Origin of the sequence: Kitasatospora sp. NPDC059722 (assembly GCF_042733235.1) — a bacterium.
In the GTDB taxonomy this organism is placed as follows: domain Bacteria; phylum Actinomycetota; class Actinomycetes; order Streptomycetales; family Streptomycetaceae; genus Kitasatospora.
Genome location: NZ_JBHWGD010000004.1, coordinates 177481 through 194360, shown reverse-complemented (window position 1 = coordinate 194360; position 16880 = coordinate 177481). Strand labels below are relative to the sequence as shown.

Here is a 16880-nt window from a genome sequence, read left to right as displayed (position 1 = left end):
CTGCCGTCGGCCGCCCCACCCCCCCGCGCCCCGGTCCGCGGCGCGCGCCGCGGGGGGGCGGGGGGGGGGGGCGGGGGGCCGCGGCCCCCCCCCCCCCCCCCCCCCGCCGCTTTGTGTTCTCCCACACGGGCTGATCACGCGTCCGGCAGGAGAAGCCAGACCTCGGAGAAGGCGAGGCCGTGTTCACGGGTCGTCTCACCGCACGGGCAGCCCAGCGCGATCAGGCGCCAGTCGCAGGCCACCGCCCACGGCCCGGCCGTACCTCCGCAGGCCGGACAGGCGACGGTCTCGGCGGTCCACACCCCAGGGGCGGGTCTGCCGTAACGGCGGAAGCGGCCCGCGTACCGGGCCTGCCAGGGCTCGACCGGGGGCGTGATCGGCGGAGTCCCGGGCCGCCTCGTCGAGGCCAGCAGGGCGAACAGGGAGGCCAGTTCGGGGATCAGGGCCTCACCGGCCTCCGTCGGCGGTGCGGCCGGGCCGGCCGGCGTCCCGTACACCCGGGCCGCTGCCGGGGCCGACGGGTTCGGGGTGGCATGCCAGGGCAGGAACGCTCGGGCGACGGCGGCCAGGAGGGCGGCTGCGGGCGGGCTGACGGCGCCCGCGTCCAGGTGGTGGAGGGTCGTGCGCAGCAGGCGCTGGAGCCGCCGGTCGCGGTCCGCGGCCACCAGCGTGCGCGCGGCCCCGCGCCGGGCCGGGAGCGGGGCTTCGAGGCGGGCCAGCACGGCTGCGGCCGCTTCGGCGTCCGCAACGGCAGGACGCCACTCGCCGGCAGCCAGAAGCTCCCGGGCCCGACCGGTTTCCGTCACGAGGGCGCGCGTCCGCAGCGATCGCGGCGCGAGATCGGTCTCGTGCATCCCATGCCCGCCCATCACACCCGCCCTTCCCCCGACCCGTGCGCACATCCCATCACACAAGCAACCGCGCCCGGCCACCACCGAAATCCGCTGGAGGCCGGGCCCCTGACTCAGTTGCCCCCCGCCCTGCGATCGAGCGTGGCCTCAAGCCGATTCCGAAGGTCCGGCGGGCAGGCCGGGTTGGTGGCCACTGCGTAGCGGACGTCGCGTGACGGGTCTTCGGCGAGGGCCGTGAGCACGTCGGGCGGGAGGTTCCGGTTGCCGGCCAGCCAGCGACGGTTCTCCGTGTCGGCGGACGTCGCCGCGGCCCGCATCAGCCGCCGGCTGGTCGTCGCCCACAGGGCCCACCGGCGGACGACGGGGTCGAACCGCTTACGGGCGGCGGCGGTGACCAGCTCGGGCGGCGCCGACGGGTTGCAGACGGCGGAGACGCGCACCTGCTGGTCCCGGTCGCGGGCGAGGTCGTTCAGGAGCTCGGCGGGGGTATGGGGGTTGGCGGCCACGGCGACGCGCACGGTCCACTCGTCGCGGGCCGCCGCCCGTAGGGCTATGGCGTCCCGGGTCCGGCCGACGGCGCCGCGCCGCACGTCCCAGTCCGGATCGCCGAGCATCCGGTCCACCAGGTCGGACGGCACGTCGGGGTGGGCCAGCACCGCGACGCGGACGTCGGAGGCCGGGCTCTCCGCGAGCGTGCGCAGGAGGTGTTCCGGCAGGTCGTCCCGGAGGCTCGGCCCGCTTCGCCGGCCGCAGTCCTCGATCCACTCCTCCGGGTGGTACCAGTCAGGGCCTTCGAGCACCCGCTCGCAGCCCGGCGTGAAAACGGTGTTGCAGGGCCGTTGTTCGTCCACGGCGTCCTCCTGGGGCAGGCGGCCTTCAGCATTAACGTCAGATGGACGATAACACTTCTCGTCGCTCGGACGATAATGACGCCGGAGTCCTGCTGCCCCCCGATGGAACCGACCCGATCGTCAGGAGCTGTGGACCGGGCTGTCGGGGTCGAGGAGGTAGGTGCCCCTCGCGAGGCCCTCCAGGACGCGGTCGGCGGTCGCCTCCGCCGTCAGTCGGCCGGAGTCCAGGACGTTCGCCTCGTAGGCGCCCAGGTCGCTGAACTGGGCGTGCATCGACCGGATCGGGGCGGGGTCGGTCAGGGCGTCGTCGCCGGTGCGGCTCGTCGCCCGGTCCAGTGTGGTGTGCTCGTCCGGGCGCAGGATGACGTAACTCAGCGGCACGGCCCGCTCCTTGGCCGCGGCGCGGAAGAGGTCGATGAACCAGGGGCCCACGACGCCGTCGTACACCACGTGGTAGCCGCCGGCGGCGTAGCCGAACGCCGCCGCGACCAGGACCTCCAGGACCACCTGGTTCTGCCGGTGGGCCTCGGGCAGGTAGGCCGGGAGCCGACCCTGCTTGATGTAGCGCCAGAAGTCGTCACTGTGCAGGTGGACGCTCGGGGTCAGGCGGTCGGCGAGGAGCGCCGAGACGGTGCTCTTGCCGGCTCCGGGCGGGCCCGTCAGGAGGATCACCCGGCCGCCAGCGGGACTCGTCTGCTCGAAGCTCGGTGGGTTCACGCCGCCACCGTGTCACGTTCGGCCGGTGCTGCGCTCCCGATTTTGGCCCCCACGCGAGGGGGCGCGCGCTCAGTGCGGCCCGCGGCCGATGTCGCGGCCGAGTTCGAGGGCGAGGACCTGGTCGAGCCGCACGAAGGTCTCGAAGCGCGTGCCGGGCGACAGGTCGGTGCGGGCCTCCAGGGCGTCGAGTGCGCGCAGCGCGACCCGGGCGTCGAGGTCCTCGTCGAGGCCGTCGAAGCTCGCCTGGACCATGTCGGCCTCCGGCGCGCCGGAGGGCATGGAGGCGAGGTCGGCGACGAGGGCGCGCCAGCGGGTCAGCTTCTCGGCGGCGTCCGCCAGGGTGTCGGCGGTGAGCCGGACCGGGGTGGTGACGGCGTGTTCGAGGAGGGCGAGGCGCAGCGCGAGGGGGTCGTCCTCGGGAGTGAGGGCCGGGGTCGGCAGGTCCTCGGCCACGGGACCGGTGAGCAGGAGGAGGGCGGCCGACGGTTCGGGTTCGGCGTCGGGGCGGCTGCTGACGGTCAGGTCGGCGACCGGCCGGTCCTGCGCGTCCGCGCGCGTGTGCAGGTGGGCGGGCGGGTGGATGCCGAGTCGGTCGGCGGCGATGCGGAGGGCCCGGAGCTGTTCGTCCGGGCCGTCGGAACCGTTCGGGACGGCGAGTTCGGTCAGCACCTGGAGGCCGTGCGTCTCGCAGGTGCGCGCCAGGACGTCACCGACCAGCAGGGCGCGCAGATCACTGAGCCGGAACGGCCGGCCCTGCTCTCCCACGTCGACGGTCACGCGCAGGAGTCCGGTCCGGCGGGGGCGGATCTCGCTGTGCCGGCCCGTGCGGGCGTCGGTGATACGCAACGGCGTCTCCCTCTCGACTCAGTGGTGCGGTCAGGTGCGATCAGGTCCGGTCAGGATGCGGCATCGTCCGGTTCGTCACCGGTACGGCTGTCGGCTCCCCCGGCGAGTTCCCCCTGAAGGTCCTGACGACGCCGACCGTGCCGAGGCGAACGCAGATCGATACTCTCGGCATGACCCGGTCAGAAAATGGAACGGAAGGAGCGCCCGCATGCGCCGTGGGAGGGCCCGGGACGACGACGTACCGGCCGAGCCGGGCGGAGCGGCTCACGGGCGGCGGCATGCGCGGATCACTCCGGCATCCGTCCGCGACGCGGCGCTGATCGGGCTGCTCGCCGGTCTGATCGTCTTCATCGCCGCCATCCCGACGGCCGGTTCGGCGGCCGGAGGACCGTCCCGCCATCAAGGCCCGGGCCAGCGCGTCCACATCCTGCGGCAGTGCTGCGACAACCCCGTCCGCTGCCGGTCCGCCCGGCGGCGTCGACTGTGGTGTCCGCCGTCCCGGCGTCCGCACGGCGTCAAACGCCGTGGCCCGCGGGCCCGGTGAACGATCGCGGCGGAGCCGACGTCGCTACGCTCGGTCCCACGCTGCGCCGTCCGACCGGCACGGCGGCCTCCCCTGGCTCCTGCGACCGCGAACGGACGACCATGAGCACGCCCCTCCAGGACCCCGGATTCTTCCGGGACCCGTACCCGACGTACGCGGCGCTCCGCAGCCAAGCGGCCGTGCAGAAGCTCCCGGGCAGCGGGCACCGGGCCGGCTACGTCGTGACCGGTTACGCCGAGGCGCGGCAGGCGCTGGCCGATCCCGGGCTGTCGAAGGACACCGCGCGCTTCTTCGCCGGCAAGGAGACCGGGCGCGACGTCCACCCCGCCGTCTCGCAGAACATGCTGGCCACGGACCCGCCGGACCACACCCGCTTGCGGCGGCTGGTCACGAAGGCGTTCACCCCCGGTGCCGTCGACCGCCTGCGCCCGTACGTCCACGGCCTCGCCGACACCCTCCTCGACGCGTGGACGCCCGGGGAGGAGGTGGACCTCATCGCAGGTCTCGCCGTCCCGTTGCCCGTCACGGTGATCTGCCAGCTCCTCGGTGTCCCAGCCGCCGACCGGGACGCCGTCCGGGCGTGGTCGACGGACCTGTTCGCCGCCGGCGACCACGCCCGCACCGACGCCGCCTCCCACGCGCTCGCCGACTACATGACCGGGCTCGTCGCGGCCAAGCGCCGCACCCCGGACGACGCTCTGCTCTCCGCGCTGGTCGCCGCCCGGGACGGCGACGGCGACCGGCTGACCGAGCGGGAACTGGTCTCGCTGGCGGTGCTGCTCCTGGTCGCCGGGCACGAGACGACCACCGCCGCCATCGGCAACGCCGTCCTGGCCTTGCTCCGGCACCCCGACCAGCTGGAGCTGCTGCACACGGACCCGGGCCGGATCGAGGGCGCCGTCGACGAACTCCTGCGCCACGACTCGGCGGTCACCGTCGCCACCTGGCGCTGGGCCCCCGAACCGGTCCGGATCGGCGGGACGGACGTCCCGGCGGGCAGCCCGGTGTTCGTCAGCCCGGGCGCCGCCAACCGCGACCCGGCCCGCTTCGCGGACGCGGACCGGCTCGACCTGGACCGGGCGGACGCCCACGCGCACCTGGCCTTCGGCCACGGCATCCACCGCTGCCTCGGCGCACCCCTCGCGCACGCCGAGGTGGCGACCGCGCTGCGCGTCCTGCTGGCCCGCTTCCCCGGCCTGCGCCTCGCCGTGCCGGCCGACCAACTTCGCTGGCGGCACTCGCGGCTCGTCCACGGGCTGGAGTCGCTGCCCGTCGTGCCGTAGGCGGCGACGCTAGCCCCAGGGATCGAGGGCGTGTTTGCCGAGCGTCCGGCCCGCTTCGAGGCCGTCCGGGCGTCGGCCGTCCAGGACCGCCTCGGCGCCGAGCGAGGGGCGTCGCGGTCTTCCGGCACCCGGGCCGGAAGACCGGAAGGGAAGACCCGTCCTACGCCTGCGGGCGCGGCCCGACGTACCCGGCCCGGGCCCGCATCCGCAGTGGCTCCTCGCCGTACTCCTCCACCGCGTGGGCCAGCCAGCCCGGGGTGCGGGCCACCGCGAAGACCACCTCGCCGGCCTCCGCCGGGAGCCCGGCCGTCAGCGCCATGGCGGCCAGCGCCAGGTCGATGTTGGCCCGCAGCTCCGGCCGCCCGGCCGGGCCCGCGGCCGCCTCCACCGCGGCGACGGCCGCCACCACGGCCGCACCGCCGTCGAGTCGACGGACCGCGTCCAGCAGCGCGACCGCTCTCGGATCGCCTTCCGGGTAGAGCCGGTGGCCGAGCCCCGGGATCGGCCGGCCGGTGCGCAGGTAGTCGGACACCACCGGCACGGCGCCGTCGGCCAGCACCTCGGCGAGCATCCGGTGCGCGAGCGGGCTGGCGGCGCCGTGCAGCGGACCGTCGGTCGCGCCGAGTCCGGCGGAGACCACGGCGTACGGATGCGCCCGCGCCGACGCCGCCAGCCGGGCCGCCACCGTCGAGACCGCCAGCTCGTGGTCGATCAGCAGGACCAGGGCGCGGTCCAGGCAGGACAGCGCCTCCGGCGTGGGCGCGGCCGTGGCCAGCCGGCTCCACAGCCGCGCGGCCAGCGAAGACCCGGGGCCGGGGTCCGGATCGGGCGCGGTGCGGGGCAGCGCCTCGACCATCCCGGCGATCAGCGCCGCCCCGGCGGCGTGGACGGTCCGCTCGCGCAGGTCGAAGCGCAGCGGGTCGAGCGCGGCGGCGACGGTCGCCGAGATCCGGAGCCGGTCGGGCAGCCGGATCCCTTCGGGCAGCGCGGCGGCGGCGCGGGCCAGCGCCTCGGCGGTGGCGGGCGGCACCCGCAGCTCCACCGGGGCGTCGGTGCCCAGGCCCCAGAGCCAGCCGATCGCGGCCTCGAAGCCGTACCGGGCGGCCAGTTCGACGGCGTCCCGGCCGCGGTAGTAGAGCCGACCGTTCTCGATCAGCGTCAGCCCGGTCCGCACCGCGACCGGTTCACTGCCCCACGATGCGGCGGCGGGAGCCTCGCCCGGAGCCGGGCGCACCGGGGCGCGGCGGCCACGGGCGGCCAGCTCGGCGACCTCGCGGGCGTCGAAGGTGCTGCCCTTGCCGCCCGGGGCCCGCTCGCTGCTGAGCTGCCCGCGGCTGGCGTAGGCGTACACCGTCTCCACCTTGACGCCGAGCTGCTCGGCGACCTGCTGGGTGGTCAAGCGTTCGGCCATGGTCTGCCCTCGCCCTCCGATCGGGTACCTGCGCCCTGTGTCCGCATGCCTTGATGATGATCCACAGTATTCCACATTGATTTCAATCAACGTTGACAACATGGATCAACAGTCGGAGAGTACAGAACGTCGCCGGAAACACCCACCACCTGGCACGAAGCACGCACGAGAAGGGCCACTGCCATGCCGAGCACCACCGAGATCGAGGTCCCGCGCGGCCTCAAGGGCGTCGTCGTCACCGAGACCGAACTCGGCGACGTCCGAGGGCTGGAGGGCTTCTACCGCTACCGCCAGTACTCGGCGATCGACCTCGCCGAGCAGCGCACCCTGGAGGACGTCTGGCACCTGATGCTCCTCGGCGAGCTGCCCGACGCCGCCGGCCGCGCCGCCTTCCTCGCCCGCACCACCCCGCTGCGCCGCCTGCCCGACGCGCTGCGCCCGCTCCTGCCCGCACTGGCGGCGAGCACCGCGCACGGCGGCCCGCTCGGCGCCTTGGGCGCCGCGCTCACGGTCGCCGCGGCCGACCGGGGCGTCCGGCCGCTCTACGACACCGCGCCCGAACAGCGGGTCGAGGACGCGCTGTTCGCCACCGCACTGGTACCCACCATCCTCACCGCGCTCCAGCGGCTGCAGCAGGGCGAGCAGCCGATAGAACCGCGCGAGGACCTCGGCTACGCGGCCAACTACCTGTACATGCTGACGGGCGAGGAGCCCGAGCCCGCCAAGGCCCGGGCGATCGAGCAGTACCTGATCTCCACGGTCGACCACGGCTTCAACGCCTCGACCTTCACCGCCCGCGTGATCGCCTCCACCGGAGCCGACCTCGTGGCCTGCCTGGTCGGCGGCCTCGGCGCGCTCTCCGGGCCGCTGCACGGCGGCGCGCCGAGCCGCGCCCTCGACACCCTGGACGCGATCGGCACCCCGGAACGGATCGACGGCTGGATCCGCGAGCACGTGCTCGCCGGCGACCGGATCATGGGCTTCGGCCACGCCGTCTACCGCACCGAGGACCCCCGCTCCCGCATGCTGCGCGGCGTCGCCGAGTCCTTCGGCGGCGAGCTGGTCGAGCTCGCCGTCCAGGTGGAGGCCCGGGTCGAGGCGATCCTGGCCGAGCTGAAGCCGGGCCGCGAACTCCACACCAACGTCGAGTTCTACGCGGGCGTGGTGATGCACCTGTGCGGCCTGCCCAGGGAGATGTTCACCCCCACCTTCGCCGCGGCCCGGGCGATCGGCTGGAGCGCCAACATCCTGGAACAGGCCGCCGACCCCAAGATCATCCGCCCGGCCGCCCGCTACACCGGCCCGGCTGCCCCGCAACCGCTGCCGACGGCCTGAGCGGCGGGCGGACACGACAGGCAGGGCCTCCTGATCGGGGGAGAGGAGGCCCTGCCGTCGTTCCGCTACGCGCCGACCGCCGTAGAGCGCGGCAGGTACGGCGACGTATCGGGCGACCCGACGGAACTCATCTGCACGTCAACGGCCTTCGGGTGCTTCGCGGCATCGACGGATCCGGGCCCGTGGACGGTGAACTCGAAGTCCCGGTGCGCCTTGGCATCCGGAGCGAACGGCAGCCGGATGTGCCCGTCCCGGACCATGCGTCGCACGGCACCGCGGCTGAGGCCGAGCCCGAGCATGAGCAGCCGCTCGACCCGAACCGGCGCGGGCAGCTCGAAGCCGACCAGCACCTTGAGCGGCGTGGGGTCGTCGAGCGCGTAGAGGGGCGTGCGCGCCTCGACGTCCCAGGTGCCGGTCCAGTCGAGGCGGTACCCGTTCCTCGCGGCGAGCGACGCACTCATCGTCAACTCCCGCACCACGGCGGGGTCGTTGTTCTCGTACGCCACCAGGCGGGCGGGTTCGAGCGACGACACGTGGACGCGTTCGTGAACGGGCACCTTCGAGGTCCGGTCGCACGACGCGCAGCTCAGCAGCAGCCAGACGTCGAGGAGCTTCCCGCTGGCATTGACCCGGATCTTCCCCGAGGCACGGTGCCGCACACCGGAGCAGTCCGGGCAGGGCCGAACGACGGTGGGCAGGGCGGACTGACGCACGGCCCACAGGGCCTTGCGGTCGGTATTCATGAATGTGGTTGCTTTCAGGACTCACCAGGAGCGCTCGCAGGCCGAGCCGCAGCTCTCCCGGACATGACGGATGCACACGTGAGCGCGGGTGGTCACCCCAGGGCCGAGTGCTCAGGCCCGGGTGCCAACCCGCGCGACGGGTTGGTGACAGCTACGTGGCAACCGCTAAAAGTCCATGGCCCGATCCTCATCGAGGCCGCGCCCCTCGGGCAACTCCTTTTTCTCTGGGAGCAGGTCCTCTGGGAGCAGGTCCTCTGGGCACAGGTCCTCCGGGAGAAGGTCCTCCGGGAAATGGCCCATGTCGTGAAGCAGCGGAGGCCGCCGTCCCCACCTCGGGGAACGGCGGCCTCCCGGCGTTACGGTCCGTCAGCCGGAGCACCGGACCGGCGGTCCGGAGGTGCGATCCTGCCCAGCGGCGGCAGGGGCGGCTTTCGGAAGCGGTTCCAGCCGTACGCCCACAGGACGGGGATGGTCACGGCGGCGGCCGTCACCGCCTCCGCCAGGAGCAGGACGGGGATTCGCCAGAGGCGGCGCATGTGTTCGGTGTCCCTTCTGATGCGACGAGATTCGGTTTCCGGCCGGCGCCGGCAGCCCCTTGGACAAGCGGGTGCAGCCCTTCTTCCTACGCGCAGCTACTCCGTCCCGATGGCCGCCAGGACCGGGGTCCGGGCCGCCCGGCGTGCCGGCCACAGGGAGGCCAGGAGGCCCGCTCCCGCCGCCGCGGCCAGCAGGACGGCGAGGCGCAGCACGGGCACGCTGTGGCGGAAGCCGGGCGTGTGGCGTGCGATCGCCTCGCCGCTCGCCCAGCCGACGAGGAGGCCCAGGGCCAGGCCGAGGGCGCCGCCGAGAACGGCGATGATGAGGGCCTCGGCGCGGACCATGGCGCGCACGCCCGCCCGGGTCAGGCCGATGGCCCGCAGCATGCCGATCTCGCGGCGGCGTTCGGTGACGGACAGGGCCAGGGTGTTGACGACGCCCAGGAGCGCGACGCCGATGGAGAGGCCGAGCAGGGCGTAGAGCAGGGCGAGCATGCGGTCGGTGTCGTCGGCGGCGGCGCGGGCCAGGTCGTCGCTGCTGTCGATGCGCAGGGCGGGGCTGTCGCCGAGGGCGTGGGCGAGGGTGCGGCGCAGCCCGGGGCTCGGGTGGTCACGGGTGCGGACGAGCACGCTCCGGACGGCACCGGCCGGAGAGGCAGCGACAGGAACGGCACCGGCAGGAACGGCACCGACAGGAAAGGCATCCACAGGAAAGGCGGCGGCATCGACCAGGAAGCCGCTCACCAGCGCGTTGGGCTCGTAGACCCCTGCGACCGTCAACTCGGCAGCCCGCCCGTCAATCAAACGCGCGTGCACCGTACTTCCGACCGCCCGGCCGTAGCCGGCCGGCACCAGCACCTTCCCACCGCCGATGTCGGCCGCTCCCCCACTCATGCGCAGCCGCAGCATGTCCCGCACGGCGTTCGACGGCAGGGCGAGGCCGAACGCGCGCACCCCGTCGACCGTCAGTTCCACCTCCCGTAGCGCCGCGACGGCGGCGACCTCGGCGCTGGCGGCCAACGTCCTTTCCACCACCGCCGATTGAGCGTCCAGGCTCCGCATCGACACCACGTAGTCCGCCTTGAGCACGTGCGCGCCCGCGGCGTCCGCCGCCGCGAGGCCGCCGGCGGCGACGACCGTGAGGGTGGTCACCAGGCTCACGCCGATGACCAGCGACGCGGCCGGGGCGGACACGCGGCGCGGGTTGCGGGCACTGTTGCGTTCGGCGAGCCGCGCGCCGGTCCCCGCACGACCGAGGAGCGGTCGGACCACCGCGAGCAGTGGCCCGACCAGCGTCGGCATGAGCGCGAGCAGGCTGCCGGCCGCCAGCACGGCGCCCAGGGCCAGGACGGGCGCGCCCTCCTGGATGCGGTCGCTGCTCGCCCCGCTCAGCAGGCCGGCCGCACCACCGGCGGCCAGCACCACACCTGCGAGCACGCGTCGCCTCCCGACCCCCTCCCGAAGCGGAGCCTCCGCGACGCGCAGCGCGGCCAGCGGCGCGATCCGTCCGGCCCGCCGCGCCGGGAGCCAGGCGGCGACCACCGTGGTCAACACCCCGGTGGCCAGCGGGACGAGCAGCGCGTACGCGGGCAGGCTGAGCGCGTCCCCGGTCGGCAGCGGACCGCCCTTGCCGAGGTCACCGGCGATCGGGCGCAGCACCTCCCCGACGCCGACGCCCGCCGCGACCCCCACCAGCGAGCCCGCCAGCCCGACCAGGAACGCCTCGGCCAGCACCAGGCGCCCTACCTGCCGGCGCGAGGCCCCGATCGCCCGCAACAGGCCGACCTCGCGCGTCCGTTGGGCCACGAGCATGCCGAAGGTGTTGGCGATCAGGAAGCAGGAGACGAACAGCGCGACGGCGGCGAAGGACAGCAACGTGGTGCGCAGTGAGGAGACCTGGTTCTCGGCGCGCAACGCCCGATCGCGGGTGAGGACGTCCGCCGTCAGGACGGTGGCGCCCGGGACGGCCTGCTTCGTCGCCTGCCGCAGCCGCTCGGCGGTGGCGCCGGGCGCGGCCTTCACGTGGAACTCGCTGTAGCGGCCGGGGCCGGTGAAGTGCTGCTGCGCCGTCGCGGTGTCGAACAGCACCACGCTCCCGCCGTCGGTGACGGCGGGCTCCGCGCGGGTGGTGAAGACGCCGCTGATGCGCACGGTGAGGCCGGGGCCGTCCACCGAGATCCGTGCGGCGTCCCCCACGCGGTAGCCGCAGCGCGCGGCGGCGGCCTCGTCGACGGCGATCTCGTCGCCGCCCGCGGGCGGGCGACCGCCGGTGAACGAGTACCGCGGGTCCGACCCGCCGTACCCCGCCCCGACGGCCGGGCCGCCGCGGTCGGCGGAACGGCCGTCCGGGCAGCCGAGCGCCGTGTACCCGGAGACGGCCGGGATGACCCGGCCCGTCTCGGGAAGGCCCCGCACCCGCTGCAGCTCGGCCTCGCCCAGGTCGGACGCTGCGCCGACGCTTCTGGTGTCCGGGCGGACGACCACGTCGGTGTGCGCGTACGTCTGCCGGGAGGCCCCGGTGAGGGCATCCGACACGGTGGCGGTGACCAGCAGGATCCCCGTGACGAAGGCGACGCCGACCGCGACGGCCAGCGCGGTCAGCCCCATGCGGGACTTGTGGGCGCGGACGGTGCGCCAGGCTGCGCGAAGCATGGGTTTGCGGAAGACGGGTTGACGGAGGACGGGCTTGCGAGGCATGGGTGTGCGAGACATGGAACTCCGAAGTCCCCGGGGCGGACGGCAGATCGACGTCACCGATCCTGTCCGCGCTGTCCGCCCGCCCGTAACAGCCGTCCGGCCGACCGCCCGGGCATCCGCCTCGGTCAAACGGTGGAGGCGCCGGACCTGTGCAGCCGCGTACGGTTGATCGTCATGATCCCCCTCCCGACACGCGCCGACTTCGCCTCGTGGGCCTCCACCCGCAGCGGCCCCGCCATCGGTGCCACCGTCGGTGTCGTGGTCCTGGCCGTGGCCGCGATCGTCACCGAGGCGCTCGACACCGGCTTCCCGCCCACCACCGTCGCCACGGTCGCCACCGGCCTGCTGTGCCTCGCCGCGCTGCTCTCGCCGCCCCGCCGCCTCCCGAGCGTCGGGTGGGCCGCGGTCGCCGCCTCCGCCGCTCTGTCCCTCGTCACGAGCCAGCTGCGGCACCGCCCCGAGCACACCTTCGGCGTCGTCGAGATGTGCGTGCTGCTGCTCCTCGTCACCCGCACGGTCCGGTACGAGCCGCTCACACGTATGCTCCCGCTCGCCACCGCCGCCTGGCTGGCGACCCCGCTGCTCCTCCTGCGGCTGCCCGGCTCCCAGTTCACCCACGTGGCCGGCTACGCCGGGCCGGTCCTGCTGCTCGCCGCACCCGTGGTGGTCGTCCTCGGCCTGTACCTGCGCCTCCTCGACGCCACTCGAGAGCGGGAGAAGAACACCCGTCTGAACGACCAACGCCTCGAATTCGCCCGCGAGTTGCACGACTTCGTCGGACACCACGTCACCGCCATCACCGCACAGGTCAAGGCGGTGCGCTTCATCACGGCCTCCGGGCGCCCCCCGACAGCGGAGGTGCTCGACCAGGCGCTGGCGAACATCGAGGACGCCGCCGCGCAGGCCACCGGCTCCATGCGGGCCATGGTCGACCTGCTGCGCCGGCCGGACCGCCGGCCCCCGCTCCACGCCCCCGAGGGGCTGCAAGCGCTCCACGGCCTGGCCGAATCCCTCCGCGTGGCCGGCCCCGCCGTCGGCCTCACCATCGACCCCCGGCTCGAAACGGACCCCCCGGCCGACCACATCGCCTCCACCGTCCACCACATCGTCCGGGAGGCGCTCACCAACATCCGCAAGCACGCCGCCCGGGCCGAGACGGTGACCATCGACGTACGCCTGTCCGCCAACGACTCCGGCGTGCTCACCGTCTGCGTCCAGGACGACGCCGACCAGCCCCCGGCGGGCCCGTCGGCGGACCGGCGCGGCAGCGGGTTCGGCATCCTCGGGCTGCACGAACGCGTCCACGCGCTCGGCGGACACCTGACCGCGGGACCCGGGCCGGTCGGCGGCTGGCAGGTCGCCGCCGACATCCCGCTCCGCCGCGGCACGCCCGATCGCCCCCCGGCACACCTGGCAGGATGACCGGCATGACCATCCGCGTCCTCCTCGCCGACGACCAGTCCACCCTGCGCGCCGCGTACCGGATGATCCTCGACTCCCAGCCCGACATCGAGGTCGTCGCCGAGGCCGCAGACGGCACGACGGCCGTCGCCGAGGCCCGCAGGCTGCGTCCCGACGTCTGCCTGCTCGACATCCGGATGCCGGGCATGGACGGACTCGAAGCCACCCGCCTCCTGGCCGGCCCGGACGCCGCACGACCGCTCAAGGTGGTCATCGCCACCACCTTCGACCTCGACGAGTACGTCCACCGCGCGCTGCACAACGGCGCGTGCGGCTTCGTCCTCAAGGACTGCTCGCCGGCCCTGCTCATCGAGGCCGTCCGCGCGGCCGCCGTCGGCGACTCGCTCATCTCCCCGTCCGTCACCGTCCGGCTGCTGCGGCACATGGCCGGTGAGCGGCCGGGGCCCGTGGCTCCGCCGCCGTTCGAGCCGCTCACCCCTCGCGAGCAGGACGTCGTCGCCATGGTCGCGAAGGGCCTGACCAACGACGAGGTCGCGGCCGCCCTCCACGTGACCCTCTCCACGGTGAAGACGCACCTCGCCAACAGCCAGCGCAAGCTCGGCGCCCGCAACCGCGTCGAGGTCGCCGCCCGCGCCTGGCAGCACAGGCTGGTCTGAGTCCTGCCGCTCGAAGAAGCCGCCATGGACGCGATGGCCCGGAGGCGGGCACGTCAACGGGCCTTCCCGGTCCGGACCGCGACCGGCCGCAGTCAGCCGAGGCCGGGACGGGGGCCGGCCGGGACGGGCATGGCGCGCCAGGTGTCCGCGAGGACCTCCATGACCACCAGGCGCATGGTGACGTCGGCCTCGGGGAAGTAGCGCTCGGTCTCGCCGATGGGGCTGAAGCCGAAGCGCGTGATCGCGCGGACGGCGTCGGCGTTCTCCAGCGACGTCATGCTCCACACCCGGCCGAGGCCGAGGTCGGCGAAGGCGAGTCTGAGCATGAGCCAGCCGATGTCGGTGGCGCATCCGGTGCCGCGCAGGTGCCGGGCCATCGTGAGGACGCCGGCGTAGCCGGTGGTGGCGTCCTCGACGTCGAGGCGGATGCCGCCGACGGGCCGGTCCTCGCCCTGCAGGCAGGCGGCCAACTGGTACTGGCGGCGCGGCACTTCGGCGGCGCTCGCCACGGCCTGGCCGAGCTTGCGCCGGATCCGGGTGTCGTCCATGACGCCGGTCGAGAGGTGCCGCATGCCGTCCGCGTCGCCCCAGACCGAACGCATGGCGTCGACGTCGTCGGCGCGGTGGTCCCGCAGTCGGACGAGAGCGGTCTCCAGCACCGGGAGCACCGTGGGCGGATGGACGGACGTGCTGTTCATGTTCGAATCCCAACGAGCTGTCGTGTGATGGCGGGGAGCAGGCCCCGCGCAGTACTGCTCGCAGTAGATCAGCCGCGCGTTGACATCCGATCAACGCCGCCCGAGCGGGACGTTTCGGGTGAGGAGCGACCGTCGTCGTGCGCGATCGGCCGCCTGCCCGGCCACACGTGTGTAGGGTGCGCTGTCATGGTTGAAGACTGGCGGGACGACAGGATCGGCAGCGCCCTGAAAGGCGCGAATCCCACGGTGCTCCGGCGACTTGACGCCGGCTTCGCGGTGATCGGCGACGTGCAGTTCCTGCCGGGGTATTCGGTCCTCCTGGTGGACGAGCCCGAGGTGCAGCGCCTGTCCGAGCTGCCGCGGACCAAGCGGACGGCCTTCCTGGCGGACATGGACCGGCTGGGCGAGGCCGTGGAGCGGGCCTGCCGGCGTCTGGACCCGGAGTTCCGGCGCGTGAACCTGGAGATCCTCGGCAACACCGACGGCTTCCTGCACGCGCACGTGTGGCCCCGGTTCGAGTGGGAGAGCCCGGCACTCGTCGGCCTCCCGGTGTGGCTGTATCCCCGGGACAACTGGCGCGATCCCGCGAGCGCGCTCGGCCCCGAGCACGACGTCCTCCGCGAGGCGATCGGCCACGAGCTCGACGTGCTGTCGGCCGCCGCTCCTGCGAGTCGTCACACGCCCGCGAGTTGACGGGACCGTTCGTACTCGGGAGCATGTGACGCTGCCCGTGCCCGCGGGTGCACGCAGACCGGTTTCCTGAGGTGTGGGGTCATGGAGTTCGTGGTGTCCGAACGGTACGTCAGCAAGGTCGGCCTGGCCGTCGGCGCGGCGCTGGTGCTGGCGACCTGCGCGACAGGCGGCGGCGACGCGGTGGCGGCCACCGGCCCGGCCGCGCACGGCGCGGTGGTCGGTGCGCCCGGGGCCGCGCAGCCGGCGGCGGCCGGCGTCTCGATCACCGAGGGCGAGGTCGCCGAGGTGGGCCCGAAGGGCACGATCCTCTACCCGTCGGTGACCAGCTGCCTGGTCGTCACCGTGTACCTGCGGGACGGCGGCAAGGTCGGCGGCCACGCGAGCCTGTTCCAGGTGCCGGGCAAGTACCGTTCGGACGAGATCCTTCCGGCCATCAGGCGTGCCGTCGGCGGCCGGCCGGTGCGGGCCGTCGACGTCAGCGGAGCCGTCGGCGCCTGGAACCCCTCGTACTTCGAGAAGGCCATCGAGCAGTACACCGACGGGTCGGCCCCCGAACCGACGGGCGACGCCAAGGGGATCGGCGACGTCGTGGCCAAGCTCCTGGGACAGCCGCGCAAGGCCGTCACCGTCCGGGACGTGCCGGACGGCGACATCACCAGGTGAGCGCAGGCAGCCGGCCGGTACACCGTCCGGGATTCGGAAGATCCGCCGTGCGGCGCTGAACTCCCGTGGGATGCTGTGCCCTTGGTCCGGATACCGCATCGACCGGGGGAGCCACCCATGCCGCTCTTCGGCAACCGCAAGAACCTTCCGAAGCCGCTGTGCGACCAGCACGGCCCGTGCAAGGCGCTGGCCGAGATCTCGGTCTTCGAGGTCCGGGACCGGCTGCGGCTGCTGTTCGCCCCCACCCGCACCCTGGGCCCCGACCCCGTGGCCCGGCCGGTCGACGACGAGTTGTCGGTCGTCCTGTGCGTCGACGGCGGGAAGCGGGGCGGGCGGACCGACGCCCTGTCGATAGCCGAGCACGCCGCCGACCAGTGGAGCATCAGCCGGGCCGAGCTCTGGGAGCGGGCCTTCGCCAACCTGGCCACCGAGCAGCTCAACCGGCAGTCCTTCAACGCGACGAACGGCGACGTCCTCCACGCGGTCAACGGGACGGGGGCGTGGCCCGGCGCAGCCCAGGCACTGCGCCTGGAGAACGCCCTGGGCGGGGCGGAGCTGCCCCACGGCGCGCTGGTCACCCTGCCGACGAACAACGGGTTCTGCGCGGCGCCGATCCGCAGCGGGTCGTCCCTGAACGCGATCCGCTTCATGATCGACCTGTCGAAGCAGCTCCAGATCAACGACCCGGCCCCGCTGACCTCCTCGGTCTTCTGGTACCGGGACGGCTGGCTGGAGAACCTGAACGTCGGCGACAACGGCATGATGCGGCCGTCCGCCCGCTTCCGGGAGATGGTGAACGGCCTCCCCGCCACGTGATCCCGCCAGGGCCCGGGGGGGCGGGGGGGGGGGCCGCGCGCGCCCCCCCCCCCCCCCCCCCCCCCCCCCCCCCCCCCCCCCCCCCCCCCCGCGCGGGCGGGCGGGCGGGTCTGTGTGT

The 16880-nt window shown here is 74.2% G+C and carries 16 protein-coding genes; 8 read left to right on the top strand and 8 right to left on the bottom strand.

What is annotated here, in order from left to right; translation table 11 throughout:
* Nucleotides 1–134 precede the first annotated feature (134 nt).
* From ACFV4F_RS04330 to ACFV4F_RS04315, 4 genes are all read right to left on the bottom strand, one after another.
* Nucleotides 135–854: a hypothetical protein gene (locus ACFV4F_RS04330; protein ID WP_380500379.1), complete on the bottom strand. Its 720-nt coding sequence runs from the start codon at nucleotides 852–854 to the stop codon at nucleotides 135–137.
* A 110-nt stretch (nucleotides 855–964) separates the two neighbouring features.
* Nucleotides 965–1702, bottom strand: a complete 738-nt coding sequence (locus ACFV4F_RS04325) for a hypothetical protein (protein ID WP_380447055.1) — start codon at nucleotides 1700–1702, stop codon at nucleotides 965–967.
* Between the two features lie 120 nt (nucleotides 1703–1822).
* Complete coding sequence (locus tag ACFV4F_RS04320) at nucleotides 1823–2419, bottom strand: AAA family ATPase (RefSeq protein WP_380500378.1); 597 nt, start codon at nucleotides 2417–2419, stop codon at nucleotides 1823–1825.
* 69 nt (nucleotides 2420–2488) lie between these two features.
* On the bottom strand, nucleotides 2489–3265 hold the full coding sequence (locus ACFV4F_RS04315; protein WP_380500377.1) for a hypothetical protein: 777 nt from the start codon (nucleotides 3263–3265) through the stop codon (nucleotides 2489–2491).
* Between the two features lie 208 nt (nucleotides 3266–3473).
* Between ACFV4F_RS04315 and ACFV4F_RS04310 the strand changes: the two genes are divergently transcribed.
* Complete coding sequence (locus tag ACFV4F_RS04310) at nucleotides 3474–3809, top strand: hypothetical protein (protein WP_380447049.1); 336 nt, start codon at nucleotides 3474–3476, stop codon at nucleotides 3807–3809.
* Between the two features lie 101 nt (nucleotides 3810–3910).
* Nucleotides 3911–5092, top strand: coding sequence for a cytochrome P450 (locus ACFV4F_RS04305; RefSeq protein ID WP_380500376.1), 1182 nt, complete (start codon nucleotides 3911–3913; stop codon nucleotides 5090–5092).
* A gap of 160 nt (nucleotides 5093–5252) precedes the next feature.
* On the opposite strand, the gene ACFV4F_RS04300 is transcribed toward ACFV4F_RS04305, so the two are convergent.
* On the bottom strand, nucleotides 5253–6503 hold the full coding sequence (locus tag ACFV4F_RS04300; protein ID WP_380447045.1) for a citrate synthase: 1251 nt from the start codon (nucleotides 6501–6503) through the stop codon (nucleotides 5253–5255).
* Nucleotides 6504–6686: 183 nt separating this feature from the next.
* On the opposite strand from ACFV4F_RS04300, the gene ACFV4F_RS04295 reads away from it, so the two are divergent.
* A complete protein-coding gene (locus ACFV4F_RS04295) occupies nucleotides 6687–7838 on the top strand; it encodes a citrate/2-methylcitrate synthase (RefSeq protein ID WP_380500375.1) in 1152 nt (383 codons plus the stop codon).
* A 65-nt stretch (nucleotides 7839–7903) separates the two neighbouring features.
* On the opposite strand, the gene ACFV4F_RS04290 is transcribed toward ACFV4F_RS04295, so the two are convergent.
* Both ACFV4F_RS04290 and ACFV4F_RS04285 read right to left on the bottom strand, forming a co-directional pair.
* Nucleotides 7904–8581, bottom strand: a complete 678-nt coding sequence (locus ACFV4F_RS04290; protein WP_380500374.1) for a DUF1062 domain-containing protein — start codon at nucleotides 8579–8581, stop codon at nucleotides 7904–7906.
* Nucleotides 8582–9213: 632 nt separating this feature from the next.
* Nucleotides 9214–11769, bottom strand: a complete 2556-nt coding sequence (locus ACFV4F_RS04285) for an FtsX-like permease family protein (RefSeq protein ID WP_380500373.1) — start codon at nucleotides 11767–11769, stop codon at nucleotides 9214–9216.
* Between the two features lie 219 nt (nucleotides 11770–11988).
* Here ACFV4F_RS04285 and ACFV4F_RS04280 point away from each other — a divergent pair, with 219 nt between their 5' ends.
* Both ACFV4F_RS04280 and ACFV4F_RS04275 read left to right on the top strand, forming a co-directional pair.
* Nucleotides 11989–13236, top strand: a complete 1248-nt coding sequence (locus tag ACFV4F_RS04280) for a sensor histidine kinase (protein WP_380500372.1) — start codon at nucleotides 11989–11991, stop codon at nucleotides 13234–13236.
* Between the two features lie 5 nt (nucleotides 13237–13241).
* Entirely contained in the window at nucleotides 13242–13892 is a 651-nt protein-coding gene (locus ACFV4F_RS04275) for a response regulator (protein WP_380500371.1), read from the top strand.
* 92 nt (nucleotides 13893–13984) lie between these two features.
* Here the strand turns inward: ACFV4F_RS04275 and ACFV4F_RS04270 are convergent, their stop codons facing one another.
* Nucleotides 13985–14590: a GNAT family N-acetyltransferase gene (locus ACFV4F_RS04270; RefSeq protein ID WP_380500370.1), complete on the bottom strand. Its 606-nt coding sequence runs from the start codon at nucleotides 14588–14590 to the stop codon at nucleotides 13985–13987.
* A 186-nt stretch (nucleotides 14591–14776) separates the two neighbouring features.
* Between ACFV4F_RS04270 and ACFV4F_RS04265 the strand changes: the two genes are divergently transcribed.
* The 3 genes from ACFV4F_RS04265 to ACFV4F_RS04255 all read left to right on the top strand — a co-directional run bounded on the left by ACFV4F_RS04265 (nucleotide 14777) and on the right by ACFV4F_RS04255 (nucleotide 16762).
* The gene (locus tag ACFV4F_RS04265) at nucleotides 14777–15283 is read left to right on the top strand and encodes an HIT family protein (RefSeq protein WP_380448540.1); all 507 of its coding nucleotides are present in this window, start codon (nucleotides 14777–14779) and stop codon (nucleotides 15281–15283) included.
* A gap of 81 nt (nucleotides 15284–15364) precedes the next feature.
* On the top strand, nucleotides 15365–15946 hold the full coding sequence (locus ACFV4F_RS04260) for a hypothetical protein (RefSeq protein ID WP_380500369.1): 582 nt from the start codon (nucleotides 15365–15367) through the stop codon (nucleotides 15944–15946).
* Nucleotides 15947–16063: 117 nt separating this feature from the next.
* Nucleotides 16064–16762, top strand: a complete 699-nt coding sequence (locus ACFV4F_RS04255) for a hypothetical protein (protein ID WP_380500368.1) — start codon at nucleotides 16064–16066, stop codon at nucleotides 16760–16762.
* Nucleotides 16763–16880: the final 118 nt, after the last annotated feature.